Origin of the sequence: Micromonospora sp. NPDC049274 (assembly GCF_040678875.1) — a bacterium.
GTDB lineage: Bacteria > Actinomycetota > Actinomycetes > Mycobacteriales > Micromonosporaceae > Micromonospora.
The window spans coordinates 525493-548897 of sequence record NZ_JBFAQS010000001.1 but is presented as its reverse complement, the minus strand read 5'-3'; the positions used below and the strand labels follow the sequence as shown (position 1 = coordinate 548897).

At 71.4% G+C, this 23405-nt stretch carries 25 protein-coding genes; 11 read left to right on the top strand and 14 right to left on the bottom strand.

From position 1 onward, the window contains the following. Positions 1 to 79 precede the first annotated feature (79 nt). Together AB0K10_RS02490 and AB0K10_RS02485 are read left to right on the top strand one after the other, a co-directional pair. The gene (locus tag AB0K10_RS02490) at positions 80 to 1090 is read left to right on the top strand and encodes an ATP-binding cassette domain-containing protein (RefSeq protein ID WP_363679176.1); all 1011 of its coding nucleotides are present in this window, start codon (positions 80 to 82) and stop codon (positions 1088 to 1090) included. Beyond that, the gene (locus AB0K10_RS02485) at positions 1087 to 2100 is read left to right on the top strand and encodes an ABC transporter permease subunit (protein WP_363679174.1); all 1014 of its coding nucleotides are present in this window, start codon (positions 1087 to 1089) and stop codon (positions 2098 to 2100) included. Before AB0K10_RS02490 ends, AB0K10_RS02485 begins: the two co-directional genes overlap by 4 nt. Before the next feature lie 168 nt (positions 2101 to 2268). On the opposite strand, the gene AB0K10_RS02480 is transcribed toward AB0K10_RS02485, so the two are convergent. Further along, positions 2269 to 3444, bottom strand: a complete 1176-nt coding sequence (locus AB0K10_RS02480) for an ROK family transcriptional regulator (protein WP_363679172.1) — start codon at positions 3442 to 3444, stop codon at positions 2269 to 2271. A gap of 165 nt (positions 3445 to 3609) precedes the next feature. Between AB0K10_RS02480 and AB0K10_RS02475 the strand changes: the two genes are divergently transcribed. From AB0K10_RS02475 to AB0K10_RS02460, 4 genes are all read left to right on the top strand, one after another. Next, on the top strand, positions 3610 to 5064 hold the full coding sequence (locus tag AB0K10_RS02475) for a glycoside hydrolase family 3 N-terminal domain-containing protein (RefSeq protein ID WP_363679170.1): 1455 nt from the start codon (positions 3610 to 3612) through the stop codon (positions 5062 to 5064). 159 nt (positions 5065 to 5223) lie between these two features. Continuing rightward, the gene (locus AB0K10_RS02470; RefSeq protein ID WP_363679168.1) at positions 5224 to 5784 is read left to right on the top strand and encodes a hypothetical protein; all 561 of its coding nucleotides are present in this window, start codon (positions 5224 to 5226) and stop codon (positions 5782 to 5784) included. Beyond that, positions 5781 to 6275, top strand: coding sequence for a DCC1-like thiol-disulfide oxidoreductase family protein (locus AB0K10_RS02465; protein WP_363679166.1), 495 nt, complete (start codon positions 5781 to 5783; stop codon positions 6273 to 6275). Before AB0K10_RS02470 ends, AB0K10_RS02465 begins: the two co-directional genes overlap by 4 nt. Continuing rightward, positions 6238 to 6936 (top strand): TetR family transcriptional regulator, encoded by a 699-nt coding sequence (locus AB0K10_RS02460; RefSeq protein WP_363679164.1) that lies wholly within the window; start codon positions 6238 to 6240, stop codon positions 6934 to 6936. The genes AB0K10_RS02465 and AB0K10_RS02460 overlap by 38 nt, the downstream gene beginning before the upstream one ends. Before the next feature lie 240 nt (positions 6937 to 7176). Here the strand turns inward: AB0K10_RS02460 and AB0K10_RS02455 are convergent, their stop codons facing one another. After that, positions 7177 to 7839, bottom strand: a complete 663-nt coding sequence (locus tag AB0K10_RS02455) for a GNAT family N-acetyltransferase (protein WP_363679570.1) — start codon at positions 7837 to 7839, stop codon at positions 7177 to 7179. Positions 7840 to 7956: 117 nt separating this feature from the next. Between AB0K10_RS02455 and AB0K10_RS02450 the strand changes: the two genes are divergently transcribed. Together AB0K10_RS02450 and AB0K10_RS02445 are read left to right on the top strand one after the other, a co-directional pair. After that, on the top strand, positions 7957 to 8235 hold the full coding sequence (locus tag AB0K10_RS02450) for a hypothetical protein (protein WP_363679162.1): 279 nt from the start codon (positions 7957 to 7959) through the stop codon (positions 8233 to 8235). 109 nt (positions 8236 to 8344) lie between these two features. Further along, positions 8345 to 8863, top strand: a complete 519-nt coding sequence (locus AB0K10_RS02445) for a hypothetical protein (protein ID WP_363679160.1) — start codon at positions 8345 to 8347, stop codon at positions 8861 to 8863. Positions 8864 to 8890: 27 nt separating this feature from the next. Here the strand turns inward: AB0K10_RS02445 and AB0K10_RS02440 are convergent, their stop codons facing one another. Then, entirely contained in the window at positions 8891 to 9643 is a 753-nt protein-coding gene (locus AB0K10_RS02440; RefSeq protein WP_363679158.1) for a Clp protease N-terminal domain-containing protein, read from the bottom strand. Between the two features lie 152 nt (positions 9644 to 9795). Here AB0K10_RS02440 and AB0K10_RS02435 point away from each other — a divergent pair, with 152 nt between their 5' ends. After that, a complete protein-coding gene (locus tag AB0K10_RS02435; protein ID WP_363679568.1) occupies positions 9796 to 10608 on the top strand; it encodes a DUF72 domain-containing protein in 813 nt (270 codons plus the stop codon). Positions 10609 to 10624: 16 nt separating this feature from the next. On the opposite strand, the gene AB0K10_RS02430 is transcribed toward AB0K10_RS02435, so the two are convergent. Continuing rightward, positions 10625 to 12454 carry a glycoside hydrolase family 15 protein gene (locus AB0K10_RS02430; RefSeq protein ID WP_363679155.1) on the bottom strand — a complete coding sequence of 610 codons (1830 nt, stop codon included), beginning with the start codon at positions 12452 to 12454 and terminating at the stop codon, positions 10625 to 10627. A 143-nt stretch (positions 12455 to 12597) separates the two neighbouring features. Between AB0K10_RS02430 and AB0K10_RS02425 the strand changes: the two genes are divergently transcribed. Continuing rightward, complete coding sequence (locus AB0K10_RS02425; protein ID WP_363679153.1) at positions 12598 to 13023, top strand: VOC family protein; 426 nt, start codon at positions 12598 to 12600, stop codon at positions 13021 to 13023. Between the two features lie 23 nt (positions 13024 to 13046). Here the strand turns inward: AB0K10_RS02425 and AB0K10_RS02420 are convergent, their stop codons facing one another. Both AB0K10_RS02420 and AB0K10_RS02415 read right to left on the bottom strand, forming a co-directional pair. Beyond that, on the bottom strand, positions 13047 to 14261 hold the full coding sequence (locus AB0K10_RS02420; protein WP_363679151.1) for an FUSC family protein: 1215 nt from the start codon (positions 14259 to 14261) through the stop codon (positions 13047 to 13049). 59 nt (positions 14262 to 14320) lie between these two features. Beyond that, positions 14321 to 14923 (bottom strand): hypothetical protein, encoded by a 603-nt coding sequence (locus AB0K10_RS02415; RefSeq protein WP_363679150.1) that lies wholly within the window; start codon positions 14921 to 14923, stop codon positions 14321 to 14323. 124 nt (positions 14924 to 15047) lie between these two features. On the opposite strand from AB0K10_RS02415, the gene AB0K10_RS02410 reads away from it, so the two are divergent. Beyond that, complete coding sequence (locus tag AB0K10_RS02410; RefSeq protein WP_363679148.1) at positions 15048 to 16295, top strand: hypothetical protein; 1248 nt, start codon at positions 15048 to 15050, stop codon at positions 16293 to 16295. Positions 16296 to 16348: 53 nt separating this feature from the next. Here the strand turns inward: AB0K10_RS02410 and AB0K10_RS02405 are convergent, their stop codons facing one another. From AB0K10_RS02405 to amcA (AB0K10_RS02370), 8 genes are all read right to left on the bottom strand, one after another. Then, entirely contained in the window at positions 16349 to 19417 is a 3069-nt protein-coding gene (locus AB0K10_RS02405; RefSeq protein WP_363679146.1) for a VWD domain-containing protein, read from the bottom strand. Between the two features lie 218 nt (positions 19418 to 19635). Continuing rightward, the gene (locus AB0K10_RS02400; RefSeq protein WP_363679144.1) at positions 19636 to 20022 is read right to left on the bottom strand and encodes a hypothetical protein; all 387 of its coding nucleotides are present in this window, start codon (positions 20020 to 20022) and stop codon (positions 19636 to 19638) included. A 199-nt stretch (positions 20023 to 20221) separates the two neighbouring features. Then, positions 20222 to 20791, bottom strand: a complete 570-nt coding sequence (locus AB0K10_RS02395) for a kinase (RefSeq protein ID WP_363679142.1) — start codon at positions 20789 to 20791, stop codon at positions 20222 to 20224. Positions 20792 to 20806: 15 nt separating this feature from the next. Next, positions 20807 to 21469 (bottom strand): pentapeptide repeat-containing protein, encoded by a 663-nt coding sequence (locus AB0K10_RS02390; protein ID WP_363679140.1) that lies wholly within the window; start codon positions 21467 to 21469, stop codon positions 20807 to 20809. A gap of 60 nt (positions 21470 to 21529) precedes the next feature. Beyond that, entirely contained in the window at positions 21530 to 21712 is a 183-nt protein-coding gene (gene amcA / locus AB0K10_RS02385) for a multiple cyclophane-containing RiPP AmcA (RefSeq protein WP_363679138.1), read from the bottom strand. After that, on the bottom strand, positions 21709 to 22845 hold the full coding sequence (gene amcB / locus AB0K10_RS02380) for a cyclophane-forming radical SAM peptide maturase AmcB (RefSeq protein WP_363679136.1): 1137 nt from the start codon (positions 22843 to 22845) through the stop codon (positions 21709 to 21711). The genes amcA (AB0K10_RS02385) and amcB overlap by 4 nt, the downstream gene beginning before the upstream one ends. After that, positions 22842 to 23189: a hypothetical protein gene (locus AB0K10_RS02375; protein WP_363679134.1), complete on the bottom strand. Its 348-nt coding sequence runs from the start codon at positions 23187 to 23189 to the stop codon at positions 22842 to 22844. The genes amcB and AB0K10_RS02375 overlap by 4 nt, the downstream gene beginning before the upstream one ends. Then, positions 23186 to 23350 carry a multiple cyclophane-containing RiPP AmcA gene (amcA, locus tag AB0K10_RS02370; protein WP_363679132.1) on the bottom strand — a complete coding sequence of 55 codons (165 nt, stop codon included), beginning with the start codon at positions 23348 to 23350 and terminating at the stop codon, positions 23186 to 23188. Before amcA (AB0K10_RS02370) ends, AB0K10_RS02375 begins: the two co-directional genes overlap by 4 nt. Positions 23351 to 23405 lie beyond the last annotated feature (55 nt).

Sequence of the window (23405 nt, the reverse complement as noted above, 5' to 3'; positions counted from 1 at the left end):
CCATAGGGTGGGGCACCGTGTCCTTGATCACCACAACCGGAGGACGACAGATGCCCGATCGGCGTACGGAGTCGCGTAGATGAGCGCGGTTATCGAGATCGAAGGGCTGCGCAAGACCTTCCACAGCGTGCGCCAGGGCAAGAGGGTGGCGGTCGACGGGTTCGACCTGCTGGTCGAGGCTGGGCAGATTCACGGCTTCCTCGGCCCCAACGGCTCCGGCAAGACCACCACGCTGCGTGCCCTGCTCGGGCTGGTCCGGGCCGACGGCGGGCGGATGACTGTGCTCGGCGAACCGTCGCCGGAGTTGCTGCCCCGGGTGGCCGGTCGCGTCGGCGCGATCGTGGAGAGTCCGCAGTTCTTCGGCAACTTCACCGGGCGTCGCACACTACGGCTGCTGGCCCGCGCCGGCGGGGTGTCGACCTCCCGGGTGGACGAGGCGCTGGAGCTGGTGGGCCTGCGCGACCGGGGCGACGATCGGGTGAAGGGTTACTCGCTGGGCATGAAGCAGCGCCTCGCGGTGGCGTCCGCGCTGTTGAAGGATCCGCGGCTGCTCATCCTGGACGAGCCGGCGAACGGTCTCGACCCGGCGGGCATCCGCGAGATGCGCGACCTCATGCGCTCGCTCGCGGCGGCAGGGGTGACCGTGCTGGTGTCCAGCCACATCCTCGGCGAGATCCAACTGATCTGCGACCACGTCACGATCATTTCGCGGGGGCGGCGGGTCGCGGCGGGCCGGGTGGACGAGGTACTGGCGGGCCACGACCGGCACGAGTTCCTGGTCCGGGTGGCCGAGCCGGAACGCGCGGCCGATCTGCTGCTCGACGCGGAGCTGACGGCCGCCGTCGAGGGCACGGCACTGGTGGTGAGCGGGGTGACCGATCCGACGGTCATCAGCCGGGTGCTGGGCGAGCAGGGGCTGTGGGTGGGCGAGCTGACGCCGCTCCGGCCCGATCTGGAGAGCGTCTTCCTGGAGCTGACCGGCGCGGGCGAGCATCCGTCGGTGCCCCGCCAGGTCGACGACTCGGCGTTGCCGACGGACGGCGACGGCGCAGCGGTGATCGATCTCGACGTACGGGGAGTGGACGCGTGAACCTGGTCCGGGCCGAGTTGGAGCGGCTGTCCGCGCGCCGCTTCGTGCAGCTCATGGTCGTCCTGCTGGCGCTGGCGTTCGCCGTCACCGCGGCCACCACCCTGGCCGGCTCGCACCGGCCGAGTGCCGCCGAGCTCAGCGCGGCGCGGACGCAGGCCGCCGAGGCGCTGCAGAACATGGAGGCCGTCCACCAGGGGTGCCTGGCCCGGAAGGACGGCACGCTCCCAATCGACCCGGACGAGTACCTCCCGGCCGACTGTTCGGAGGTGGACCCGATCCGGCAGGACCGGTTGCCGATCGCGGCCGACTACCTGCCCGGGGTGTTCAGCTTCGAGCAGCAGGCCCGCCCGCTGCTGTACTTCCTCATCGCGTTCCTGGTGCTGTTCGGGTTCCTGGTGGGCGCCTCGTACATCGGGGCGGATCTGAACTCCGGTGGGGTGGTGAACCTGCTGCTGTGGCGGCCGCGCCGGCTGACGGTGCTCGGCACCAAGCTGGGCACCCTGCTCGGCACGGTGTTGGCCGTCGCCGTGGTGGCCTCCCTTGTCTATCTGGCCACCTTCTGGGTGATCGGGCAGACCGCCGGACTGGGTGGCCGGCTCAGTACCGACTTCTGGCAGTCGCTGGGCGCCGTGCACGGCCGAGGGCTGGTGCTGGTGCTGCTGGCCACCGCGCTGGGCTTCGCCATCGCGACGCTGGGCCGGCACACCTCGGCGGCGCTCGGCGCGGCGGCCGCGTACGCGGTGGTGTGGGAGCTGGGCGCGCGGCTGGTGTTGGAGATCGTCGACGCCCGGCGACCGGACCGGTTGATGCTCTCCAGCCACATCGCGGCATGGCTCAACGGCGAGGTGCGTTTCTGGGACAACCAGCTCTGCGTGAGCAGTCCCGGCACCGGCCCCTGCTCGGGCTTCTACAGCCTGACCTGGGGGCCGTCGCTGGTGGTGCTGCTCGGTATCACCGGCGGGTTGACCGCGGCGGCGTTCGCCGTGTTCCGTCGCCGCGACCTGATCTGAGGGACCGGACCGGGCCGCCCGCCGAGAGCCGGGCGGCCCGGCCGCTCGTCGCGCGACGGCCTCGGCGCGTGCCGACCGCTCAGCGCGGCGGCCCGGCGAGCGCCGGCAAGAGCTTGCAGCCTGATGGCCTACGGTGAAATATTCCTTCACATGACCGCCCCAGCGGGCTCAGCCGACGGTGGAGCCGAACACCTCGTCGCGGACGGCGTCCAGCGCGGTGCGCAGCGCGCCGCGCAGGATCGGCTCCTCGGTGAGGCCGGTGGGCACCACCCTTGGCCGGACCAGGGTGATCGCCGCGACCTCCCGCTGCACCCGGTCGGCGAGCGCCGCCCCGCCGGCCTGGCCCACCTCGCCGGCCAGCACGACCAACGGCGGGTCGAGCACCACGCAGGTGCTGGCCACGCCGAGCGCGAGCCGACGAGCCAACTCGTCGAGCATCGCGCCGCCGGCAGCGCCATCGGCGACGGCCGCGCGGACGGCCTCGGCGGCGTCGGTGTCCGGATAGCCGTGCTCGCGGGCCACCGCGCGTACCGAGTCGCCGCCGATCACCTGCTGGAAGGCCGGCTTGGCACGACGCGAGACGTCGCGCGGGATGGGCGCTCCGGGAACCGGCAGGTAGCCGATCTCGCCCGCCGCGCCGCTGCTGCCGTGGTGCAGGCGGCCACCCAGCATGATCGCCAGGCCGACGCCGGCGCCCACCCAGACCAGGACGAAGTCGGCCACTCCCTGCGCGGCGCCGGACTGCGCCTCGGCCACCGCGGCCAGGTTGACGTCGTTCTCGAAGACCACAGGCGTGTGCAGATCGTCGCGCAGCGCGGCGAGCAGACCGCTGTGCCAGCGCGGCAGGTTGAAGGCGAAGGTGATGTCGCCGGTGTGCGGATCGACCAGACCCGGCGTGCCGAGCACGATCCGTCGGACGCTGCTGAGCTGCGCCTGGGCGCTGCTGGCGGCCTGGACCACGGCGTTGTGCACCACGCCCACCGGGTCGTCGGTGTCCCGCGTCGACTGCTCCACGCGACCGATGACGGCGCCGGTGATGTCGGCGCAGGCGGCCACCACCCGGTCCGGTCCGACGTCGACTCCGACGACGTGGGCGCTGCTCGGGCGCACCGCGTAGAGCTGGGCGTTCGGCCCCCGCCCGCCGGCCTGCTCGCCGACCCGGCTGACCAGGCCGCGCTCCTCCAGCCGCTCGACCAGTTGCGAGGCGGTGACCTTGGACAGCCCGGTCAGTTCACCGAGCCGGGCGCGGGTGAGCGGCCCGCGCTCGAGGAGCAGTTCCAGTGCCGCACGGTCGTTGAGCGCCCGCAACAGGCGGGGGGTGCCGGGCAGCCGGGTCGCACTCATGCCACGTCCTCTAGTTTTAGTAAACTTTGCTAACTGTAAACCTACCTGCGAACGGGTAGCCGTAGCGTAACGGCCGCCCGGAGGCAGAGTGCTCGGCCGACCCGGCAGGGCGATGACCACCGCGGGTACGACGTGCGTGCCCGGGAGGACCGAAGGGGAGATCACGTGGGGCTCGATCCAGGACTGCGCCGGCTCGCGCTGGGCACGTTGCTCGCCGCGTACCCGGGACCGGTCCCACCGGACTGGGCGGTCGACCTGGTGGCCGACGGGCTGGCCGGGCACACGCTGTTCGGCACGAACGTGCACGACCCCGCCCAGGTGGCGGCGAGCACTGCCGCGCTGCGTGCCGGCCGGGCGGACGTGCTGATCGCCATCGACGAGGAGGGCGGCGACGTGACCCGGTTGGCGCACGCCACCGGCAGCCCGTACCCCGGTAACGCGGCCCTCGGCGCGGTCGACGACGTGGCGCTCACCCGCCGGGTCTACCGGTCGATCGGCGCCGAGCTGGCCGCGCTCGGCATCACCGTCAACCTTGCTCCCACCGTCGACGTGAACACCGCCGACGACAACCCCGTGATCGGCACCCGCTCGTTCGGCGCCGACCCGATGCGGGTCGCCGCCCACTCGGCCGCCGCCGTGAGCGGCCTCCAGGCGGCCGGCGTCGCGGCCTGCGCCAAGCACTTCCCCGGCCACGGCGCCACAGTCACCGACTCCCACCACGAACTGCCCACTGTGGACGTCCCGCTGGAGCTGCTACGTCGGCGGGACCTGCCGCCGTTCGCCGCGATCGTCGCCGCCGGGGCGCAGGCCGTGATGACCGCGCACATCCGGGTGCCGGCGCTGACCGGCGACGATCCGGCCACCTTCAGCCGGGCCGTCCTGGTCGACCTGCTGCGCACCGAGTACGGCTTTACCGGCACGGTGATCACCGACGCGCTGGAGATGAAGGGTGCCGCGGTGGCCGCCGGTGGTGTCGGGCCAGCCGCGGTCCGGGCCCTCTCGGCCGGCGCGGACCTGCTCTGCATCGGCGCGACTGTCGACGCGACGCTTGTCGAGCGGGTGGCCGCCGAGATCGTCGGGGCGATGACCGACGGCCGGTTGCCGATCGTGCGGGTCGAGGAGGCGGCCGGCCGCGCCGCCGCGCTCGCCGCCTGGACCCGGGCCGCGGGTGGGCCACCCACCACCGAGGACCCCGAGCTGGGGTACGCCGCAGCGCGCCGCGCGGTCCGGGTGGACGGCCCGCTCACCGGCCTGGGCCAGCCGCTCGTGGTGCAGTTGCACACCGAGTCGACAATCGCCGAGGGACGGGTGCCGTGGGGCCTCGGCCCGCACCTCGACGGCGTGCGGGAGATCCGGGTGATCGCCACCGAGACCGATCCGGCCACGCTCCGCGAGTTGGCCGGCGACCGGCAGATCGTGCTGGTCGGGCGGCATCTGCACCGGCTGCCCGGCGGCCCGGAACTGATCGCCGACCTGGCGGCCCAGCACCCGGTGACGGTGGTGGAGATGGGCTGGCCGGCACAGTGGCGCCCGGCTGGCGTACGCGCCTTCGTCACCACCTACGGCGCGAGTCACGCCAACGGCCGCGCGGCGGCCGAGGCACTCGGCCTGGCCCACTGAGCCCCGGCGCCGTCCGGTCCGACTCCAGGGGTCGACCGGATGGCGCGCTCGGCGCCGCACCGGTGTCCACAGTCACTCGTCATTCCTTATTGAACATGTTCAACAAGCGCTCTAGGCTGACGTTGTCGGTAGTTGAACACGTTCAAGAAAGGCGTCCACATGGACATCAAGGTCTGGATGTACGTGATCTACCTCGCGGTCAGCGTCGGCCTGACCATCTGGGTGGCTCGGGCCCTGTCCCGCAACGGGCAGGTCTTCCTGGAAGAGGTGTTCGCCGACGAACGACTCGCCCGAGCGGTCAACAGCCTCCTGGTGGTCGGCTTCTACCTGCTCAACCTCGGTTACGTCACGGTGGCCATGAAGCATCCCGACCCGGTGCGCTCCACCAGCCAGGCCATGGAGGAGCTGTCCCTCAAGATCGGCCTCGTGCTCCTCGTACTCGGCGCGCTGCACTTCTTCAACGTCTTCGCACTGGGCCGCTACCGCCGAAACCGACTTCGCCAGCTCGCTCCCCACCCCCCGATCGCTCCGATCGGCCGACTCCCCATGCAAGCCACGCCGCACGGTGGATACCCGAGCGGGCCCTACCCGGTCGGAGCACAGCCGGCCGGGCCTTACCCGACCGGGCCCCAGTCGGTGGGGCCACAGCCGGGCACCGCACAGCCCCGCGCGGCACAGCCCGGCGTCGACGGGCCGGGACCCAACCCCGCGACCCGATGACCGGCGCACCGACTGGCGGGCCCACCGAGCCCTCGGACCCCACCGCGTTCGGGGGCGGTGGGGTCCGGGGGTTCACCGTCCTGTTCGACGCGAACTGCCCGCTCTGCCGGGCCGCCCGCCGGTGGCTCTCGTCCCGCGCCCAACTCGTACCCCTGGAGTTCGTGCCGGCGGGTTCGACCGAGGCCCGGTGGCGCTTCCCCGGCCTGGACCACGACGCGACGCTGCGTGACCTGACCGTCGTGGCCGACACCGGCGAGGTGTACGCGGGCGACGGCGCGTGGTTCGCCTGCCTCTGGGCGTTGGCGGACCACCGGTCGGCGGCCGAGCGGTTGTCCCGACCGCATCTGCTGCCGCTGGCCCGGCAGGTGGTGGCGGCCGCCTCGGCGATCCGGGAACGGGTTCGCGATCCGTGGGCCGAGCCGATCGACGAAGCGGCGGGATACCGTGACCTCGATGACCGAACAACCTGCGCCGACGACCACTGCGGGTGAGCCCGCGACCGCCCGTGGCGAGCAGACCCGGCAGCTGATCCGGAACACCGCGCTGCGGCTGTTCCGCGAGCGCGGCTACGCCCAGACCACGATGCGGGCGATCGCGCAGGAAGCAGGCGTGGCGGTGGGCAACGCCTACTACTACTTCGGCTCGAAGGACCACCTCATCCAGGAGTTCTACGCCCAGTCCCAGGTCGAGATCCGAGCAGCGGCCCAACCGGTGCTCGACCGGGAGGAGGCGTTCGGCGCGCGGCTGGCCGGTGTGCTGCACGCCGGCATCGACGTGCTGACCCCGTCGCACGACTTCGCGGCGACCTTCTTCAAGACCGCGGCCGAGCCGACCTCCCCGCTCAGCCCCTTCTCCGCCGAGTCGTCCGCCCCCCGGCAGGCGGCGATCGACCTTTTCGCCGAGGTGCTGACCGGCTCGACCGCCAAGGTCGACGCCGAGCTGCGACCTCAGCTGCCCGAGCTGCTCTGGCTCGCGTACATGGGCGTCGTCCTCTACTGGGTGCACGACCGGTCGGCTGGTCAGGTCAAGACCCGACAGTTGATCGACGGTGTGGTGCCGTTGATCGACCGGCTGGTCGCGTTGTCGCGGCTGCGGGTGCTCCGCCCGGTGACCCGACAGGTGTTCGACCTCATCCGTACGCTGCGTCACTAACCGCAGCACCGTCGCCGCTCCGCTTCGTCGCAGGTCAAGTCCGTTATTCGACACTCCGACCCGACAGCTCGCACCTTGCACCGAGCAGATTCGATACGTAGCGTGATCGCCATCGAACCGGCCCATCAGCGACGCGGCCGATCGCCCGAGAACCGGGACCTGGGGGCAGGTTGCGGACCGTGGATCCGGCCCGGGATCCACGGTCCGCGCACTGAGATCGGCGCCCGACGGCTGCCCGTCTCACCGCGGATAGACCCCGTACGCCCGCCAACCCCGATCCGGGAAACCCGCCGCCTCCGCGACCCGGGCCGAGGCGTGGTTGTCCTTCTCGTGCAGGTACGTCGGCACCGCCCCCTCGTCCAGGACCCGCCGTGCCGCCTGTGCCACCAGCCGACGCGCGAGGCCCCGACCCCGGGCCGCCGGGGCGGTGCCAACGGCCAGTTCGTGGCCGTACGCGTCGTGGCGTTTGATTCCGGCTCCGGCCAGATAGGTGCCGTCCGCATCCCGGACCACGAGCACCGGTCGGTCGAACAGCCGCAGCCAGGGCGGCAGGCCGGGGGCTGTCGACTCGGTCCACTCCCCCACGTCGGGCAGTGGTGCGGGAGAACTGCTCCAGCGGAACGGGCCGTCGTGCACGGAGAAGGTAGGTAGGCCGACGGCCTGTGGCAGTGCCGCGAGCAGCCGGTCCGGCGCTCGCCCGACCAGCGCTCGGATCGCCGCCACCCGGTCCGGCGCGACGGAGAGCACCGCGCTCCGACCGGTGTCGACGGCGAGGGCCGGACGCAACCGGCCGTCCCAGGCTGGCCTGGCCCGGCGCTGGGAGGCGACCACGTGCAGCCCCGGGCCGGCCGGCCACTGGCCGAGCCAGGAGGCCAGGTGCAGCTGCAGCCGCCGGTCGAGCATGCGTACCTCCGTCACCCACACGTCGTGGATCACCGTACGCCGGGCGGCCCGCGCGGGCGGGCCTTCCCACCGAGGCCGGGTGGTACGGGGTCAGGAACGCCCCGCCAAAGCGCTGACATGCTGCCCAAGATCCGGGAACCGGGTGGCGATATCGATCGTCATAGGTATTTCCATATCTGGACACCTTTCTCTGGGACGGTATTGGTCATGCCCATTCAGCCGAACGCCCCCTTCCACCAGAACCCCACGCGCCTCTGGCGTGCAGCGGAGGCCACCGGACCCCTTCCGGCCCAGCCGCGCTACCGGGTGACCCGCACGACGGGCGAGCTGTCCTGGGCGAAGCTGAACAAGCTGCCGGCCGGAAGCTCCAGCCGGCACGGCCTCAACACGCGCTGACGGTGGTCGGGGACGACACACCGCAGGAGGACCAGCGGCGGCTTTCGCACACCTGTCGGGTAATTTCTTGTGGTCCGGCATCCGGCCTACGACAGGAGAAGCTCCGCGCATGGGCAAGAAGACGATCCACGTCTCCGACTTCACCGGCACCGTTCTGCAGCAGGATGACGAGGTGGTTCGTGTCGTCGTCCTGGAGCACCCGGACCTGGTCGCCGGGCCCGTGCAGCTCGACGCCACCCCGGGTGAGGTGGAGAGCATCGACGACGCCGCGCTGGACGTGGCGGTGGTGGAGATCCACGACCGGCACGGCGGCGGCGAGCCCCGACGGGTGGTCCTCACCGCCAGCGAGTTCGACGCGATGGCCACCGACGTTCCGATGGCGCAACTGCTGAGGACCGCCGAGCGGGTCCGCCCGCCGAAGGCCCGCAAGAGCGCCGAGAAGATCGACTACGGCACGCTGGAGCACGCCGGGAAGCCGCACCGGGGCCGGGTCACCGAGGAGGAGGCCCGACTCGTCCGCGAGCAGCTCGACGAGGTCAACAAGCGCCTCGCCGACGCGGGCGTACGCCAGATCGACCCGGCCGATCCGGAGCACGCCTTGCGCTACGGCTTCCCCGACGTCTCCTGAAACGAGCCGACGGCCGTCGTACCGGCGCTATCGAGCGTCGCCCTCGGGGGCGGACGCCTTGACGATGGCGGCGAGGGCGACGGCCAGGTCGGCCTCGACCGCTTCCTTGGTCAGGCCGAGATCGGTGAGCACACCCGCGCCGTCCTCCAACTCCAACAGGGCGAGCAGGAGATGCTCGGTGCCGACGTAGTTGTGCCCGAGACGCAGCGCCTCCCGGAAGGTCAGCTCCAACGCCTTCTTGCCACGGGCGTTGTAGGGGATGAGGTCCGGAACCTCGTCGACTCCGGGCGGAAGGACGGCGCCGACGGCCTCGCGGACCGCCTCGGCTGTTGCTCCCCGGCCGGCCATCACCTTGGCGGCCAGCCCGTCCGGCTCGGCGAGCAGCCCCAGCACGAGGTGTTCGGGGCCAATCTCGGCGTTGCGGGCGGCGCGGGCCTCCTCCTGCGAGGCCATCACCACGTTGCGGGCCCGGGGGGTGAACCGGGCGAAGCCGGCGTTGGGGTCGAGCGCCGCGGCCTCCGTGGAGCCCTTCGCCACGAAGCGCTTCTGCGCCGCCTGCTTGCTGACCCCCATGCTGCGACCGATGTCGGTCCACGAGGCGCCCGAGCGCCGGGCCTGATCGACGAAGTGCCCGATCAGGTGGTCGGCGACCTCACCGAGGTGGTCGGCGGCGATCACCGCGTCGGTGAGCTGGTCGAGCGCATCGGTGTGCGCCTTCTTGATCGCCTGGATCAGGTCGTCGAGCTTGACGTGATTCTTCATCTGGAAAGGCTCGGTCATGCGTCAACCATAAGTTGACGAACCCCTCCCGTCAACCCTGGGTTGACGATCACCCGCGGGCGGGGACTCTGGTCCCGTCCGCCCGCGCGTATACCGTGGGCGCCGTCGTCGGCGGAGGAGGGGCGGTCATGCGTCTGCACGTGGGGTGCGCGATGTGGACCCACAGGTCCTGGCCACAGCCGCGTACGCCCCAGGAACGCCTACACCACTACGCGAGCTGGTGCGATGCCGTCGAGGGGAACACGACGTTCTACGCGACGCCCGCCCGGGACACCGTCGCGTCCTGGGCGGCGCAGACCGACCCGGGCTTCCGCTTCGTCGTCAAACTCCCCAAGGTCGTCACGCACGAACGCCGGCTCACCGACGTCGACGACCCGCTGCGCGCCTTCCTCGACGCGATCGAGCCCCTCGGCCCACGCGCCCACGCTCTGTGGATCCAGCTCCCGGGGTCGTTCTCGCCGTCCGACGTGCCCGCCCTCGGCCGGTTCCTCGGCCGACTCCCGCGCTCCCACCGGTACGCCGTGGAGGTCCGCCATCCCGCGTTCTTCACCGAGCCTCGCGCGGTCCGGCTGCTCGAGGAGACCCTCACGGCGGCCGCGGCCGAATGGATTCCCTTCGACACCACGGCGTTCTTCGCCAGCCCGCCCACCAGCGACGCGGAGCGCGACGCCTGGACCAAGAAACCACGGATGCCACTGCGGTCGGTCGCGCTGACCGACCGTCCGATCGTCCGCTACCTGGGCCGCGACGACAGCGCCCGGACGGTCGAGGGCTGGCAGCGCTGGGTCGAGGTCGCCGCCGACTGGTTACGCGAGGGACGCTCCCCCACCGTGTTCGTCCACACGCCTGACAACGCCGACGCGCCGAGGCTCGCCCGCCGCTTCCATGACGAGGTACGCGCACGCGTCCCCGGCCTCGCCGCCCTGCCCGAACCGATACCTGTCGAACCCCTCACCCTGTTCTGAGCAGGTACGCCCTCGGTCACCGCTCGCGGTCGAGGAGGTCGTTGAGGTGATGGGCCGTACTGATCAGCGAGAGGTGGCTGAACGCCTGCGGGAAGTTGCCGATCTGCTCACCGTTGGGAGAGATCTCCTCCGAGTACAGCCCCAGCGGCGTGCTGTACGTGAACATCTTCTCGAACGTCAGCCGGGCGTCGTCGAGCCGGCCGGACTGGGCGAGGGCCTGGACGTACCAGAACGTACACATGCTGAAGGTGCCCTCGGAGCCGGCGAGCCCGTCCGGCGAGGCCTTCGGGTCGTAGCGGTAGACGAGACTGTCCGATACCAGCTCGGTGTCCATGGCCCGCAACGTCGACGTCCACATCGGATCGGTCGGCGAGATGAAGCCCAGCCCGGGCATCACGAGAAGTGAGGCGTCCAGGATGTCGGTGCCGTAGTGCTGCACGAACGCGCCACGTCCGGGATGGAATCCACGCGCCATGACCTGCTCGTAGACGGCGTTGCGCTCGATGGTCCAGCGGGCCGTGTCGCCGGGGCGTCCATGGCGCTTCGCGAGACGGATGGCACGGTCCAACGCCACCCAGGCCATCACCCGCCCGTAGGTGAAGTCCTGCCTGCCGGACCGGGTTTCCCAGATGCCGTCCTCGGGCTGGTCCCAGTGGTCGCAGAGCCAGTCCATCAGCCCCGCCGTCTTCCGCCACGCCTCGTACGAGACGAAGAGCCCGTTTCGGCTGGCGAGATCCAGAGCCAGGAGCGCCTCGCCGTAGATGTCGAGCTGCAGTTGACCCGACGCGCCGTTGCCGATCCGCACCGGCGCCGACCCGCGGTACCCCTCCAGGTTGCCCAACACCTCCTCGGGGAGGTCCGGTGAGCCGTCGATCCGGTACATCACCTGGAGGGGAACGTCGCCGTCGCGGGCGTCACGGATGCGCGCGTCGAGCCAGAGAAGGTACTTCTCCGCCTCGTCGGTGAAGCCGAGGCGGAGAAGCGCGTGCACCGAGAACGAGGCGTCCCGGATCCACGTGTAGCGGTAGTCCCAGTTCCGCGGCCCGCCGATCTGCTCGGGCAACCCGGCCGTCGGCGCGGCGACCAGAGCCCCCGTCGGGGCGTACGTCATGAGCTTGAGCGTCATCGCCGACCGTTCGACCATCTCCCGCCAGCGGCCGGTGTAGGTGGAGCGGCCGATCCACCGACGCCAGTGGTCGCGGGTCTCGGCGAGCAGTCCACAGGCCTGCTCGATGCTGAGCGCCCGGGGAGCGTGCGGGCAGGCCGTCTCCAGAACGACGCCGCCGATGTCGCCGGCGTGCAGCTCGTAGCGGACGCAGACGCCCTCCGCGTCCCGGTGGATGGTCCCGGTGTCGACCAACCGCTCGGCGTTCTTGAAGGGGGTCAGAGTGAGGGAGAGGGTCGAGCTGCGGAAGACGTCGCCCTCCGGGTGGACCTCGAGCTCGTACGGATCCCGCCCGTAGTTGAACCGTGGCCGGCAGTCGAAGCGGAACCGCATGCTCCCCCGAACCATCCGGACCAGCCGGATCAACCGGTGCTGGTCGGTGGCCCGCTCGCCCGTGACGGGCATGAAGTCCACCAGCTCCCCCACGCCGTCGGCGCTGTGGAAGCGGGTGATCAGGATCGGCGTGCCGGGCAGGTAGAGCTGTTTGCTCGTGTAGTCGATGCCGTCCGGCGAGAGCTGGAAGTGCCCGCCCCTGCGCCGGTCCAGCAGGGCGCCGAAGACGCTCGGCGAGTCGAAGCGGGGCGCACAGAACCAGTCGATCGTGCCGTCCTTGCTGATCAGCGCGGCGGTCTGCAGATCGCCGATCAGGCCGTGCTCCTCCACTGCGGGGTACGTCTCCACGCTGGCTCCCGCCGCTCGTCGGGCTGACGGCGGCGACTACCCGGGAAACCGCGCGCTACACGGCCCGTCATCTGCGTGTGGGACGAACGTGTCGGTGCCCACCGATAGCGTGACACCGGAGGTCAACGACGAGAGGACACCTGATGAGCCTGCGCGGATTCGCCACGCTGAACATCTGGGCGGACGACGTGGCGGCGGCCACCGAGTGGTACGCCCAGTTCCTGGGCCAGGACGCGTACTTCTCGCGGCCCGGCCCCGACGGACGTCCGGCCTACACGGAGTTCCGGGTGGGCGACTACCAGGCGGAGCTGGGCATCATCGACCGCCGGTACGCGCCACCCGGCGCGGCGACCGGGCCGGGCGGCGCCGTCATGCACTGGCACGTCGACGACCTCGACGCCACCGTGGCCCGGCTCCTGGCCCTGGGCGCCACGGAGTACCAGCCGATCACGCCGCACGGGGACGAGGGGTTCATCACGGCGGCGGTGGTCGACCCCTTCGGCAACGTGCTGGGTGTCATGAACAACCCGCACTACCTCGACGTGCTCTCCGCACGGCCGGCGACCTGACCTGGCCGCCTTGGTCCGCCTCCTCAGCTCCGCCGGTGCCCGTCCACGGCCCTCCGCACCAGCACGGCCGCCCTCTGGGCGTCCAGTCCGCTGGCGATGAGCAGGTCATGGGCGGCCGCGCGAAACTCGCCCACGGCGATCAACCCGGAGTAACCCAGACGGTGGGTGTGCGGGCGAGTCAGGTCCCGCGCGGGCTCCCCGCGCGCCCGTCCGATCATCTCGACGCCCGCCAGGATCTGCTCGCGGGCCTCACCGGGCTCGGCTCCGGTCCGGATCGTCCGGTGCAGGGTCAGCAGACCGCAGGCCAGCAGGTCGATGGCCGCGGGAAACTCCTCGGGGATGGGTTCCTCGTCCTTGAGCGCCGTCGTGAGTCGTCGGGACAGGGAGCGGCAGCCGTGCAGGCTACGGTCCAGATGCTGGATCGACGCGGTGTGGAAGGCCAGGGAGTCGCGCTCCCGCCAGCGCAGGGGCGCCAGCCGCCCCACCTCCTGGGCGGCGCTGAGCCCGTCTTTCAGGGCGGCCAGCCGGGGGCCGAGTTCCCGCAGCTCACGTAGGCTCCGTTCGGCGCCGGCGAGATCGCGGATCCGCAGCGTCGCGGCCAGCTCGTGGATGGTTGCGGCTGCTGGTCCGACGACGGGCTCTGCCAGCCGCAGCAGCGTCCGTTGCGGGTGGATGGGCACCAGGAGCAGGCCGACAGCCAGCCCGACCAGTCCGCCGACCGCCGCGTCGAGGAAGCGGGGGACGGACAGCTCGCGTACGGGTGGCTCCAGGGTGGCGATGAGCACCGCCGTGCCACCGGCCTGGGTGAGCAGCGAACCACCGCCCTTGAACAGGACGGCGAGGACGATCGCCAGCACGACTACCACGCCGGTCTGCCAGGCTCCGATGCCGAAGAACGGCATGAGCGCGTCGCCGACGGCCAGCCCAAGAATCACCCCGACCAGCAGCTCGACGGTACGCCGCAGGCGTGACCCCATCGAGGCGGCCACGATGCCGACCGCGGTGGTGGGCGCGAGGACCGGGGACGGGTTGTGCAGGAAGTGGTACGTCACGAACCAGGCGATCGCGGCCGCGATGCCGGCCTGCACCGCGAGCAGGCCGTACAGGCGTAGCCGCCAGGCGCGGGAGCGCAGCCCCTCGCGTGCTCGCTCCCGCGAACCAGCGACCGTCCGGCGAACCCCGGGCCAACCGCGCGATGCCGGGTCGCCGTCGGTCTCCGGCTCCTGGTCGGCGGGCACGCGTGCCGCTTACCCACGGCACGCGCGCCTATCCGCCGGGGGTCACCGCCGCCGGTGGCTCACTTGTCCGTCGGCGGCGGCAGCAGTTCGGCGTGTCGGACGGTCCAGTCGCCCCTGGTCGCCGGGGCGAACGCCGCCGGCGCCAGGCAGGTGCCGACCGTCCCCTCGCGCCACTGGCCGTCCGGCCCCTGGTCGGCGTTGACCACCGACCAGGAGAAACCGACCCGATCGCCGCCCGGCCCGTCGTACACGCTGAAGCCCAGACGCCTACCGACCAGGTCTGCCGCCGGCGTGTCGGCCTCGGTGACCACGGCGGTGAGGCTCGCGGTCCGCTCCGCCGTGACCAGGCAGTCGACGCGGGCCGCGAAGCGGACGGTGAGACCGTTCGCGGCGACCCGGTGGGCGACGCGGACCGTGCCGGTCGCGTCGGTGGGCAGGCCGTGCGGCGCGCCCGGCAGTGCCCGGGTGTACGGGGTCGCTCGCGCGTCGAAGGTGAAGCTGCGTACGTCGTTGTCCGGCGAATACGTCAACCTGACGTCGCCCGACCCGGCGACGCTGGCGACCCTCGGCCGGTGTGGTGTGGCGTTGGCGCCCGGCACGGCGACCAGTGTCACGCCGACCATGATCGCCGCCATGCCCAGCCCCCGGAACGTGTTCCTCATCGGTCCTCCCTCGTAGCGACTGTCGTCGCTGTCGGGATCCACGTTGCCGGCTCGCGCGAGCCATGCCCTCCCCCGGCCGCGCGAGCCGGTTCCACCCTCCGAGGGAGCGCCGTAGACTGAGCCGGTGATCGATCTACCCGTCGACCCGCTCTCCGACCGGGAGCTGCGGGATCTCCGCGAGGCCGGAATTGCGCTGTTCGCCGGACGGGTGATCCTCAACGCGCAACCACCCGTCGACGACGCGACCCTCGCCGCGGTCGCGGAACGCTGCGCCGGACCGCTGCCGGACCCGCTCGTCGCATTGTGGCGCACTGCGTTCGGTGGGCGACTCGACTACGACCTTCGCGCCGACCTCGACGGCCAGGACGTACCGCTGTCGTTCACGGAGCTGTTCTACCCCGACAGTGACGACTACCAGGACCTGTGGGGATGGATCGGCCACGAGATCGATCTGGCGGACGAGCACGAGCCACAGTGGTCGGGCCGGCTCGGCCATCTGCCAATCGGTGGCTTCGAGTATCTGGACCGCGTATACGTGAACACCGTCGCCGGCCAAGATCATGGTGCCGTCGTGTGCTGGCGGCATGGACTGCCGGCCGGGTGGGAGTTGCGGACGGGCGACCGCAGTGGGTGGCTCGCCGACGACCTGCACACGTTGTTCGGCCAGCTGATGCTCGAGCGGGACCCATGGAACGTGCCAGAGGGGACCGGCGCGGAGATGCGCGACGCCGTCGACGAGCTGACGAACAGCGCAGACGCACACCTGCGAACCGCCGCCGCGAAGGTGCGCAGGCTTGTCCGGCAGACCGTGCTCGACTGGCGCAGCGCCCTGGACGAGGGCACGCTCCCCCGGCAGCGTCGGCTCCGACGCCTCGCGATGGACCGGGCGGTGACCGACGACGACGTCGCGCTGCTCGCGCGGCTCGTGTCGCTGGGATGTGATCCCGCCGAGGAGATCAGCAACGGGCTCACCCCGCTCGACCTGGCCCTGATGCTCCAGTCATCCGACGCCACCCGGTGGCTTCTCCAACACGACGTTCCGGTGGACAACGCCCTGCAGGTCGGGGCACACGCCGTCGATCTCGAACTCGCCCGGAACCTCATCGACCGAGGCGCGTCGGTCAACGAGTGCGCGGTCATTCGGGCGGTCGACAACGAGAACGTCGAGGTCGTACGCCTGCTGTCCAACGCCGTACGGCCCGATGCGCTCGGCCGACTCTCACAACGACTGCGGACAATGGCCGGCCAGGCCACCCCCGCCGGTCGCGACTCGTCGGCCCAACCCGGCACGCCAGCCGGCGAGCGCGAGTACCGTCGCGCCGCTGTACTGGCGGAGCTCGCCGACCGGTTCGACGCGGACCGTCAGCCCTGACCCATCCCGGCAATCGTCCGCCACGACGGACACGCAGGCGGCCCCGGCCCGGGTCACCGGTGCAGGGTGACGCTGACCCTCCCGGTCGCGGTGCCCGACGGGTTCACCACCACCGTGTACGTGCCGGTGGCCGGCAGCCTTGTCGCGTCGACAGTGCCGGCGCCGTTGATGACGCAGCCGCTGGCCAGCAGGATGCCGTCGGGGCCGCGCAGCTCCAGTACACCGCACTGGTCGGGCAGGGTGGCGGCGCTCGCCGTCAGGGCCACGGAGGTTCCCGCCGAGCCGGTGAACCGGTAACCGATCAGCCCACCCGGCCGGTCCACGACAGCCACCACCGCCGGCCCGTCCAGGGTGATCGTGCCGCTGCCGTCCCGACCGGCGAAGAGCCGCAGCGCGACCTCACCGGTGGTGCGGTCCACCGGGTCGACCACCACGGTGTACGCGCCGTCGGCGGGCAGCAGCGTGCCGTCGACCTCGCCGACGCCGTTGACGACACAGCCGGTGCTCAGCAGGTGCTCGTCGGCGTCCTCGATCCGCAGCGGCGAGCACTGGTCGCTCAGGGTGCTCGTCGGCACCTCCACGAAGACCCGCTCGCCGGCCCGGCCGGTGAACCGGTACCGGGCCTGCGCGCCCGGCTGCCCGATCGTCGCGGAGACCGCCGGCCCGTTCGACTCGACAGTGCCCACCGTGTCCGAGGCGGCGTAGATCCGTACGGTGGCCCGGCCGGTGTCGCCCGTCGCGGCGGTGACCTCGACCGCGTAACTGCCGGCAGCGGTCAGGTCGACGCGGTCGATGAAGCCGGAGCCGTTGATGTTGCAGCCACTGCCCACCTCCCGGCCCTCCGGGTCGAGAAGCCGGTACGCGGAGCAGCGATTCGCGATTCCACTGGCGACGACGTCGACGAAGACGGCGTCCCCGGCGCGGGCCGGGAAGGTGAGCCGGTCGCCACCGGGGGTGAGGGCGGCGGTGGCGACAGGCGTGGCGGCGATAGGCACGGCCGGCGGTGGTGCGATCCGCTCGGTGGCCGCGCCGCCGACGGCGAACTCGGGTCGGCCGCTGACTCCGACGTCGAAGACGCAGTCGGCGAGTGCGGCCGGCGCGGTGACGCCGGCCCAGCGGCACAGTTCCTCCGCCGCCGCCCGGCGACCCGGATCGAGGTCGGCAGTCGTCATCGGCCGCTCGGGAAAGGAGCGGTCGGTGAAGGTCCCGGTGTCCTGGTCGTCCTCGTAGGGCAGCAGCGAGCGCTCCTGCGCGACCCGCCAACCGTCCGCGTACGCCGGGTAGAGCTTCTCGAAGGGCACCGGTTGCGCAAGCGCCGGCCCGGAGGCGGGGGCGATGTCGTCGCCCGGGTCGCCGTCGAAGTCGCCGAGCAGGCCGCGCACCTTTCCGGCCCTGCTCTTGTCCAGCTTCACCAGCAGCCGGTAGCCGTAGTGGCCGATCTGGTCCACGGCCGCCGCCGAGCCGTCCGGCCAGCGGAGGTCGTAACCATCCGCCGGACCGGTGTCGGAGGGCCGGCGGATCAGGCTGCCGCCACCGCCGAGGTCGGTGGGCTCCGACGGTACGGCGACCCGCGCGCCGTCGACGTACACCCGCGTGCCGCCCTCGGCGAGGGTGAGGCTGACCCGGCGCTCGCCGACCCGGAAGGCGACCGCGCTGTTGACCGAGGCGGTCCGGGTGCCGGCCATCGGGGCCTGCCGGACCTGCACCTCCAGCGGATCGCCGCCGGTCGCGGTGACCAGCACGAACTCGCCGACCGCCTGGAAGTCGTAGTAGGCCCGGTCGAAGGTGACCAGGTGTGGATCGCCGTTGGTGCTCGCGCAGGCGGCACCCTCCTCGCAGAGCTTCGTGGGCCCCTTCGCCGGTGGCTTCTTCTTCGCCGGCTTTTTGCACTCGTCGAGGTTCTTCGGCAACGGCTTGCCGTCGTACTCGGTGCGTGGCGGCAGTCCCTTCGCCGCGCGGTAGCGGTTCTCCGCGAGCGTCGCCTTCACCTCGGCGGTCTTGATCCCGGTGGCGCCGCACTCGCCCGGCGGCACGGCGCTGCGGGAGATGTCGTCGGCGTGGTTCAGCTCGTGGTACAGCGCGGCGCACGGGTCGCGGACCACCCCGTCGCCGTACGGGTCGGTGGAGGTCGGGTTCCAGGTGACAGTGGAGGAACCCTTGCCGTCCGCGCTGTCCGGGGTCTCGAAGGCACCCGAGCCACCCCGGGTGGGGATGATCCGCACCTTCGGCGACTTCGAATCCTTGAGCCGGGCCAGAATCCCGGCCGGATCACCGCCGGCCGCCGCGAACCCCTGCAGGCAGCCGTCGACCGCCGCCTGGAAGTCGACGCCGGCGACCGGCGCGCCCGAGTTCGGGTCGACCGTGTACGCCGCTCGCGCGGGGGGCGCCGCCGTGACCACGATCCCGCCGACGACGGCCAGCAGCAGGGCGGCGGCACCCGCCGGGGACCGGCGGCGGACCCGCAGGACCACTGTCGCGACGACGAGCAGCAGCACCACGACCGCGGTGCCGCCGAGCAGCCAGGTCCACCGGGGTACGCCCGAACCGCCGTCACCGACGACGAAGGTGGCGGTCCGCAGCGCGGTGACCCCCACGCACGAGTTGGCGGCACCGCTCACCGGCAACGTCACATAACCGGCGGTCACCTCGTACCGGCCGGCCGCCCCGATCGGCCAGAGCGTGTCCAGCCCACCGCCGTCCGGCGTCGCGGCCACCGAACGCAGCACCACGTCACCGGCGTCGTCGCCGTCGTGCACCCGGACAGCCGTCAACGGCACGGTCACGCTCGCGCCGGGCTCGACAGTGGTGAGGCCGGCGGTGGCGACCGCAGCCACCCCGTCGGCGTAGAAGCTGCGACCGAGCACCGCCGCCACGTCGCGCCCGTCCCGGCGTACTCCGGTCACCTGGACGGTCCCGGTGGCCTCGGTCGCCAGCGCGCAGGCCGCGCCTGTCGAGTTGGTGACGGTGAGATCCAGCCGGACCGGCTCACCGACCCGATAGGACTGTCGCTCCGCGCGCAGCCCCAACCCCAGGCCATCGTCCGCGGCCGCCGTGCCCTGCCCGACCACCAGCGCGGCAAGCAGTACGGCAGTCCCGGCCGCGAGTCGCGCCATCAGCCTCATGGAGGCTGACTGTAGGGCCGGTCCGCGCGTGTTTTCCGCGCACTGTCGGGCACCGGTCGCAACCGTGGCTCGCCGGCCGCGCAGCTCGCCCGGCTCGACGCTGATCTTCGGACGCGGTGCTGGTCGACGCGCCGTGATGATCTGCCGCTACCCCGACCGGATCAACCGGTCGGTGGCATGGAACTCCGCGCACGCCGCCAGGAGCTGACCGGCTGCCGTCAAGGGGTGCGGTGTCCGCCCGTGTCGCGGGGCAGCCACCGCAGCGCGGCGTCGGCGGTGTCGTCCGGGCTGCTGTTGAAGGCGATCGCCGCACCGGGAGCGTGCTGCCGGACGAGATTGACCACCTTCTCGAAGAGCGGGAGCAGCGGCTCGTGCTTGCGGATGCCTCCACCGACCACCACGCAGGCGTAGTCCCTGCGGGTCAGGGCCTCGACAACAGCGGCTTCGGCGTCGTCGTCGGGCGCGACCAGGCACAGGTCGGCCTCGACGTCGTGCTCCGCGAAACGGGCCTGACCGCGCGCTATCGCCGCCACCACAGGCTCCGGGTCCCACCCCGGGATCCGTGCCGGATCAAGACCGATCACCAGTACGGGACCCAGCGCCATACGCACTCCCTGTAGAACGGTCCAGTCTTGCTCAGCAATGTCGATGCTGCCACAGGGGTGGCAGCATCGACGGTGGCGTTCGCTCCGGCTGGCCGCGACGGCCTCAGCCCCGAGTTGATCGATCACCTGGTGGCACGGGTACGAGAGCGTCGGCTCGCTGTGGCCTGATGGGGCGATATCAGTAGGCCGCTTGGCTGCTCTACGGGGACGGAACGTCCGGTAGCAGGTCGTCGTCGCGTCCGGTCTGGGGTAGCCCGGCCACAGTGGCGATGGCGTTGACGGCCTCGTTCAGTCCAGTGGTCTCGGGTAGGACGAGTTCGTCGGGCCAGCCCAGGACGTCGTGGGCGGCGTACCAGCCGCTCATGTGCTCGGCGGTGAACTCACTGACCTGCGGGCGGGTGAGGTGCCGGCGCAGGGTCTCGGCCAGGGACACGTCGAGGTAGCAGAACAGGGACCGCCCGCGGTGGCCGTCCCGCAGGGCGGCCAGCACGCTTCGGTAGCGGCTGCTGTGCATGATGCCCTCCAGCACCACGTGATAGCCGTGGTCAAGCGCGAACCGAACGGTCTGCGCGATCAGCGCAGGCGCGATGCCGCCGGGCTTGTCCCGTTCGCGCAGCAGGATGCGGCGCAGGTAGTCCTGCTCAACCAGGGCGCAGCCCCGGCCGTTCCGGCGTCGTAGCTCGCGGGCGATGCTGCTCTTGCCGGAGCCGGAGTTGCCCCGGACGCAGACGAGGATCGTGTCCGGGCTGCCAGTGGGTTCAGCGAGCACGACGCCTCCTCGGCTTCAGTCGTTGCGCACGGTGAGTTCGAGGGCGGCGACGGCCAACTGGGTGAGGTCAGGAAGTTGGTCCTCGCCGAGGGTGACGCCGCGCAGGTTGTCCAGCGGCGTCTTGAGGCCCTGGAGCCGGTTGCCCCGCAGGTCGGTGCCGTCGAGGTGGCAAGAGTCCAATTCCAGTCCGGCGAGGTCACATGACCGCAGCGCGATGCGCGGTAGTCGGCAGGAAGACCACGCGCCGTTGGCGAAAGTGCAGTCGGTAAACGCGACCGAGCCGGCGGCGGTGACGCGTTGGAAGGTGGCGTAGTCGAAGCGACAGCCGTCGAACAGGACGTCCTTGAGGCGTACGTCGGTGAGTCTGGTGCCGGTGAATCGGGAGCCGGTAATGGCGCAGCGCTCGATGGTGATGCTGGTCAGGGTCGCGCCGGAGAAGTCGGTGCGGGTGATCTCGCAGCCGTAGAGGCGGCCGGCTTCCCAGGTGCTCTCGCTCAGGTCCACGCCGGTGATCAGACTGCTGCGGATACGGGCGTCCTCAAGGTGGGCACTGCGCCAGGCGGCGCCCTCGACGAGGGCCTCGGTGAGGGTGCCGGCCAGGTCCGTCGTGGTGTCGAGGTCGTCCGGTTCGAGGTCCGGCAGCAGGACCTTCACGTCGCCGATCGTGGTGGTGCGCATGTGTCCTCAACCTGTGTGCGCGCGGGGTAGGCACGCCACCCCGCGGGTCCCGTGGTGGGGCTACTTTTTCTTGTTCCAGTTGTCCCAGCCGGGTCGGCTGTCGAACTTACCCTTGTTAGCCCAGGCGGGGCGGTTGTCGAACTTCGCCGCGTCGATCGACGCTACCGACCGCTGCGGGTCGACGCCGAGGCGAGCGAGTTGCTCGGGTGCGGCGTTGACGAGAGTCGCGAGAGCATTGGTCATGGTGCTCCTCCTTGAGGGGTGAGGTGGTCCGCGGCGGCACGAACGAGGGCCTGTCGAGTGGTCCGGCAGTAGGTCGTCTCTCGGGCGGTGAACGTCGCGTGCTCGAAGTAGCGGTTGCCGGCCTGGGCGCCGCGGCAGAAGTCGTAGAAGGCGCAGTGGTCGGCGCAGTCGTTGAGGGCCGTGACGAACTCGGCGACGTAGCCCAGGTCGCCGGCGCCGGCGAGCATGGCGGTGATGGGCTGATGAAGGACGTTGCCGGCGATGAAGTCGCCGTATCGCGGCTCGGTGATGCCGAGCAGTTCCGGTGACAGCAGCACCACCTGCCCATCCCAAGAGACGGTCGGGATCGGCTCGTACGGCTCGTGGTCGACGCGGCCGGCGCGGGTGGCGGCGAGAAAGTCGGCCAGCCGGTCCACGTCGCGGATCCGCAGAGGGCTGCCGCCGGCGCGACGTTCGACAAGGCGCTGCCAGAACCGGTACGCGGCGTCCTCCGACACCGGTGCCCGGTCGGCGCCCTCCTGCTCTTCGATGTTGAAGCCCACCGACTCGCAGCCGGGCAGGCCGGTGAAGAAATCGATGAGGGCTTCCGCGTGATCGATGGTTTCCGGGGTGACTACACAGATCACCGAGTACCTCAGCCCTGCGTCGGCCAGGGTCTGTATGCCGCGCAGAGTGCGGGCGTCTGTTGACGTGCCGGCCCGGTCGAGGCGGTTCCGGTTCAGCGCGCCCGGTCCGTCGATGCTGACCCCGATCTCGAAGCCGTAGGTGGTGAAGAGCTCGCACCATTGTCGGTTGATCAACGTCGCGTTCGTTTGGATCTCGTGACGCACCATCCCCGCGCGGCGGAGCTCCTCGAATGGGTCTAGTAGATCCCGGAACAACCCGGTGGGTGTGGCGGTGGGTTCGCCCCCGTGCCACACGACGCTCACCGGATGCTCGCTGTTCTGCTGGGCGATCGACCCGGCGCAAGCCTGCGCGACCGCGCCGCTCATCAGGCGGAGGGATCTCCGGTCGGGCAGGTAGCAGTAGGTGCAGTCGAGGTTGCAGAAGCTCGTCGGCTGCACGACCAGGGTGTGGAAGCTGCCGGCGACCGCCGGCTGGCCGGTCGCGTTGATGAGGCCGATGCCATTCACGAGGAGGCCTCTTCGATGTTGGCGGCCGTGGTGGTACTGACGCGGTAGGCACGGGTGTGGCGGGCGGGCCAGCCGAGGAACCGGTCGAACATGTCGGCGGCGCTGCCCGTGACGCTCGGGTTGAGCCGATGCAGGTCGTCGATCGCGTCGTGCAGGCAGCCGGCCAGGTAGAGGAACAGGCTCACCGGCTCTTCCCGGTACTCGGCGAGGAGCGCGAGCTTCGCCGCGCCGCAGGGCCATGGCTGCCCGCACCGGCGGCACAGCCACAGCGGGCACATCGGCAGATGTTCCACCTCGGCTGGCGCGCCCCGGTTCGCCGCGAGACGGCGCTGTTGCCCGGTCACCGGCGACCGCCCTCGCGGGCCTGCTGCTCGAACAGCCGACGCCGAACGAAGGTGAGCAGCGGAGGATCAGCGCGCCGCACCTGCCCCTGTAAGGACGTCCACCTGGGCTCGGGGCGTCGGGACTGGCTGGCCATCGCGTTACGCGAGACGTACACCGTCATGCCTCCACCCCCGCCAGGAACGATGAGCGGCGGGCTCGCCGGGGGAATGGCGAGC

Excerpts from the sequence above, each read along its gene's own strand:
- AB0K10_RS02490 (WP_363679176.1), top strand. The coding sequence starts at position 80 with ATGAGCGCGGTTATCGAGATCGAAGGGCTGCGCAAGACCTTCCACAGC.
- AB0K10_RS02480 (WP_363679172.1), bottom strand. The coding sequence starts at position 3,444 with ATGAGTGCGACCCGGCTGCCCGGCACCCCCCGCCTGTTGCGGGCGCTC.
- AB0K10_RS02470 (WP_363679168.1), top strand. The coding sequence starts at position 5,224 with ATGGACATCAAGGTCTGGATGTACGTGATCTACCTCGCGGTCAGCGTC.
- AB0K10_RS02465 (WP_363679166.1), top strand. The coding sequence starts at position 5,781 with ATGACCGGCGCACCGACTGGCGGGCCCACCGAGCCCTCGGACCCCACC.
- AB0K10_RS02460 (WP_363679164.1), top strand. The coding sequence starts at position 6,238 with ATGACCGAACAACCTGCGCCGACGACCACTGCGGGTGAGCCCGCGACC.
- AB0K10_RS02455 (WP_363679570.1), bottom strand. The coding sequence starts at position 7,839 with ATGCTCGACCGGCGGCTGCAGCTGCACCTGGCCTCCTGGCTCGGCCAG.
- AB0K10_RS02450 (WP_363679162.1), top strand. The coding sequence starts at position 7,957 with ATGCTGCCCAAGATCCGGGAACCGGGTGGCGATATCGATCGTCATAGG.
- AB0K10_RS02445 (WP_363679160.1), top strand. The coding sequence starts at position 8,345 with ATGGGCAAGAAGACGATCCACGTCTCCGACTTCACCGGCACCGTTCTG.
- AB0K10_RS02440 (WP_363679158.1), bottom strand. The coding sequence starts at position 9,643 with ATGACCGAGCCTTTCCAGATGAAGAATCACGTCAAGCTCGACGACCTG.
- AB0K10_RS02435 (WP_363679568.1), top strand. The coding sequence starts at position 9,796 with ATGTGGACCCACAGGTCCTGGCCACAGCCGCGTACGCCCCAGGAACGC.
- AB0K10_RS02425 (WP_363679153.1), top strand. The coding sequence starts at position 12,598 with ATGAGCCTGCGCGGATTCGCCACGCTGAACATCTGGGCGGACGACGTG.
- AB0K10_RS02415 (WP_363679150.1), bottom strand. The coding sequence starts at position 14,923 with ATGAGGAACACGTTCCGGGGGCTGGGCATGGCGGCGATCATGGTCGGC.
- AB0K10_RS02405 (WP_363679146.1), bottom strand. The coding sequence starts at position 19,417 with ATGAGGCTGATGGCGCGACTCGCGGCCGGGACTGCCGTACTGCTTGCC.
- AB0K10_RS02400 (WP_363679144.1), bottom strand. The coding sequence starts at position 20,022 with ATGGCGCTGGGTCCCGTACTGGTGATCGGTCTTGATCCGGCACGGATC.
- AB0K10_RS02390 (WP_363679140.1), bottom strand. The coding sequence starts at position 21,469 with ATGCGCACCACCACGATCGGCGACGTGAAGGTCCTGCTGCCGGACCTC.
- amcA (WP_363679138.1), bottom strand. The coding sequence starts at position 21,712 with ATGACCAATGCTCTCGCGACTCTCGTCAACGCCGCACCCGAGCAACTC.
- amcA (WP_363679132.1), bottom strand. The coding sequence starts at position 23,350 with ATGACGGTGTACGTCTCGCGTAACGCGATGGCCAGCCAGTCCCGACGC.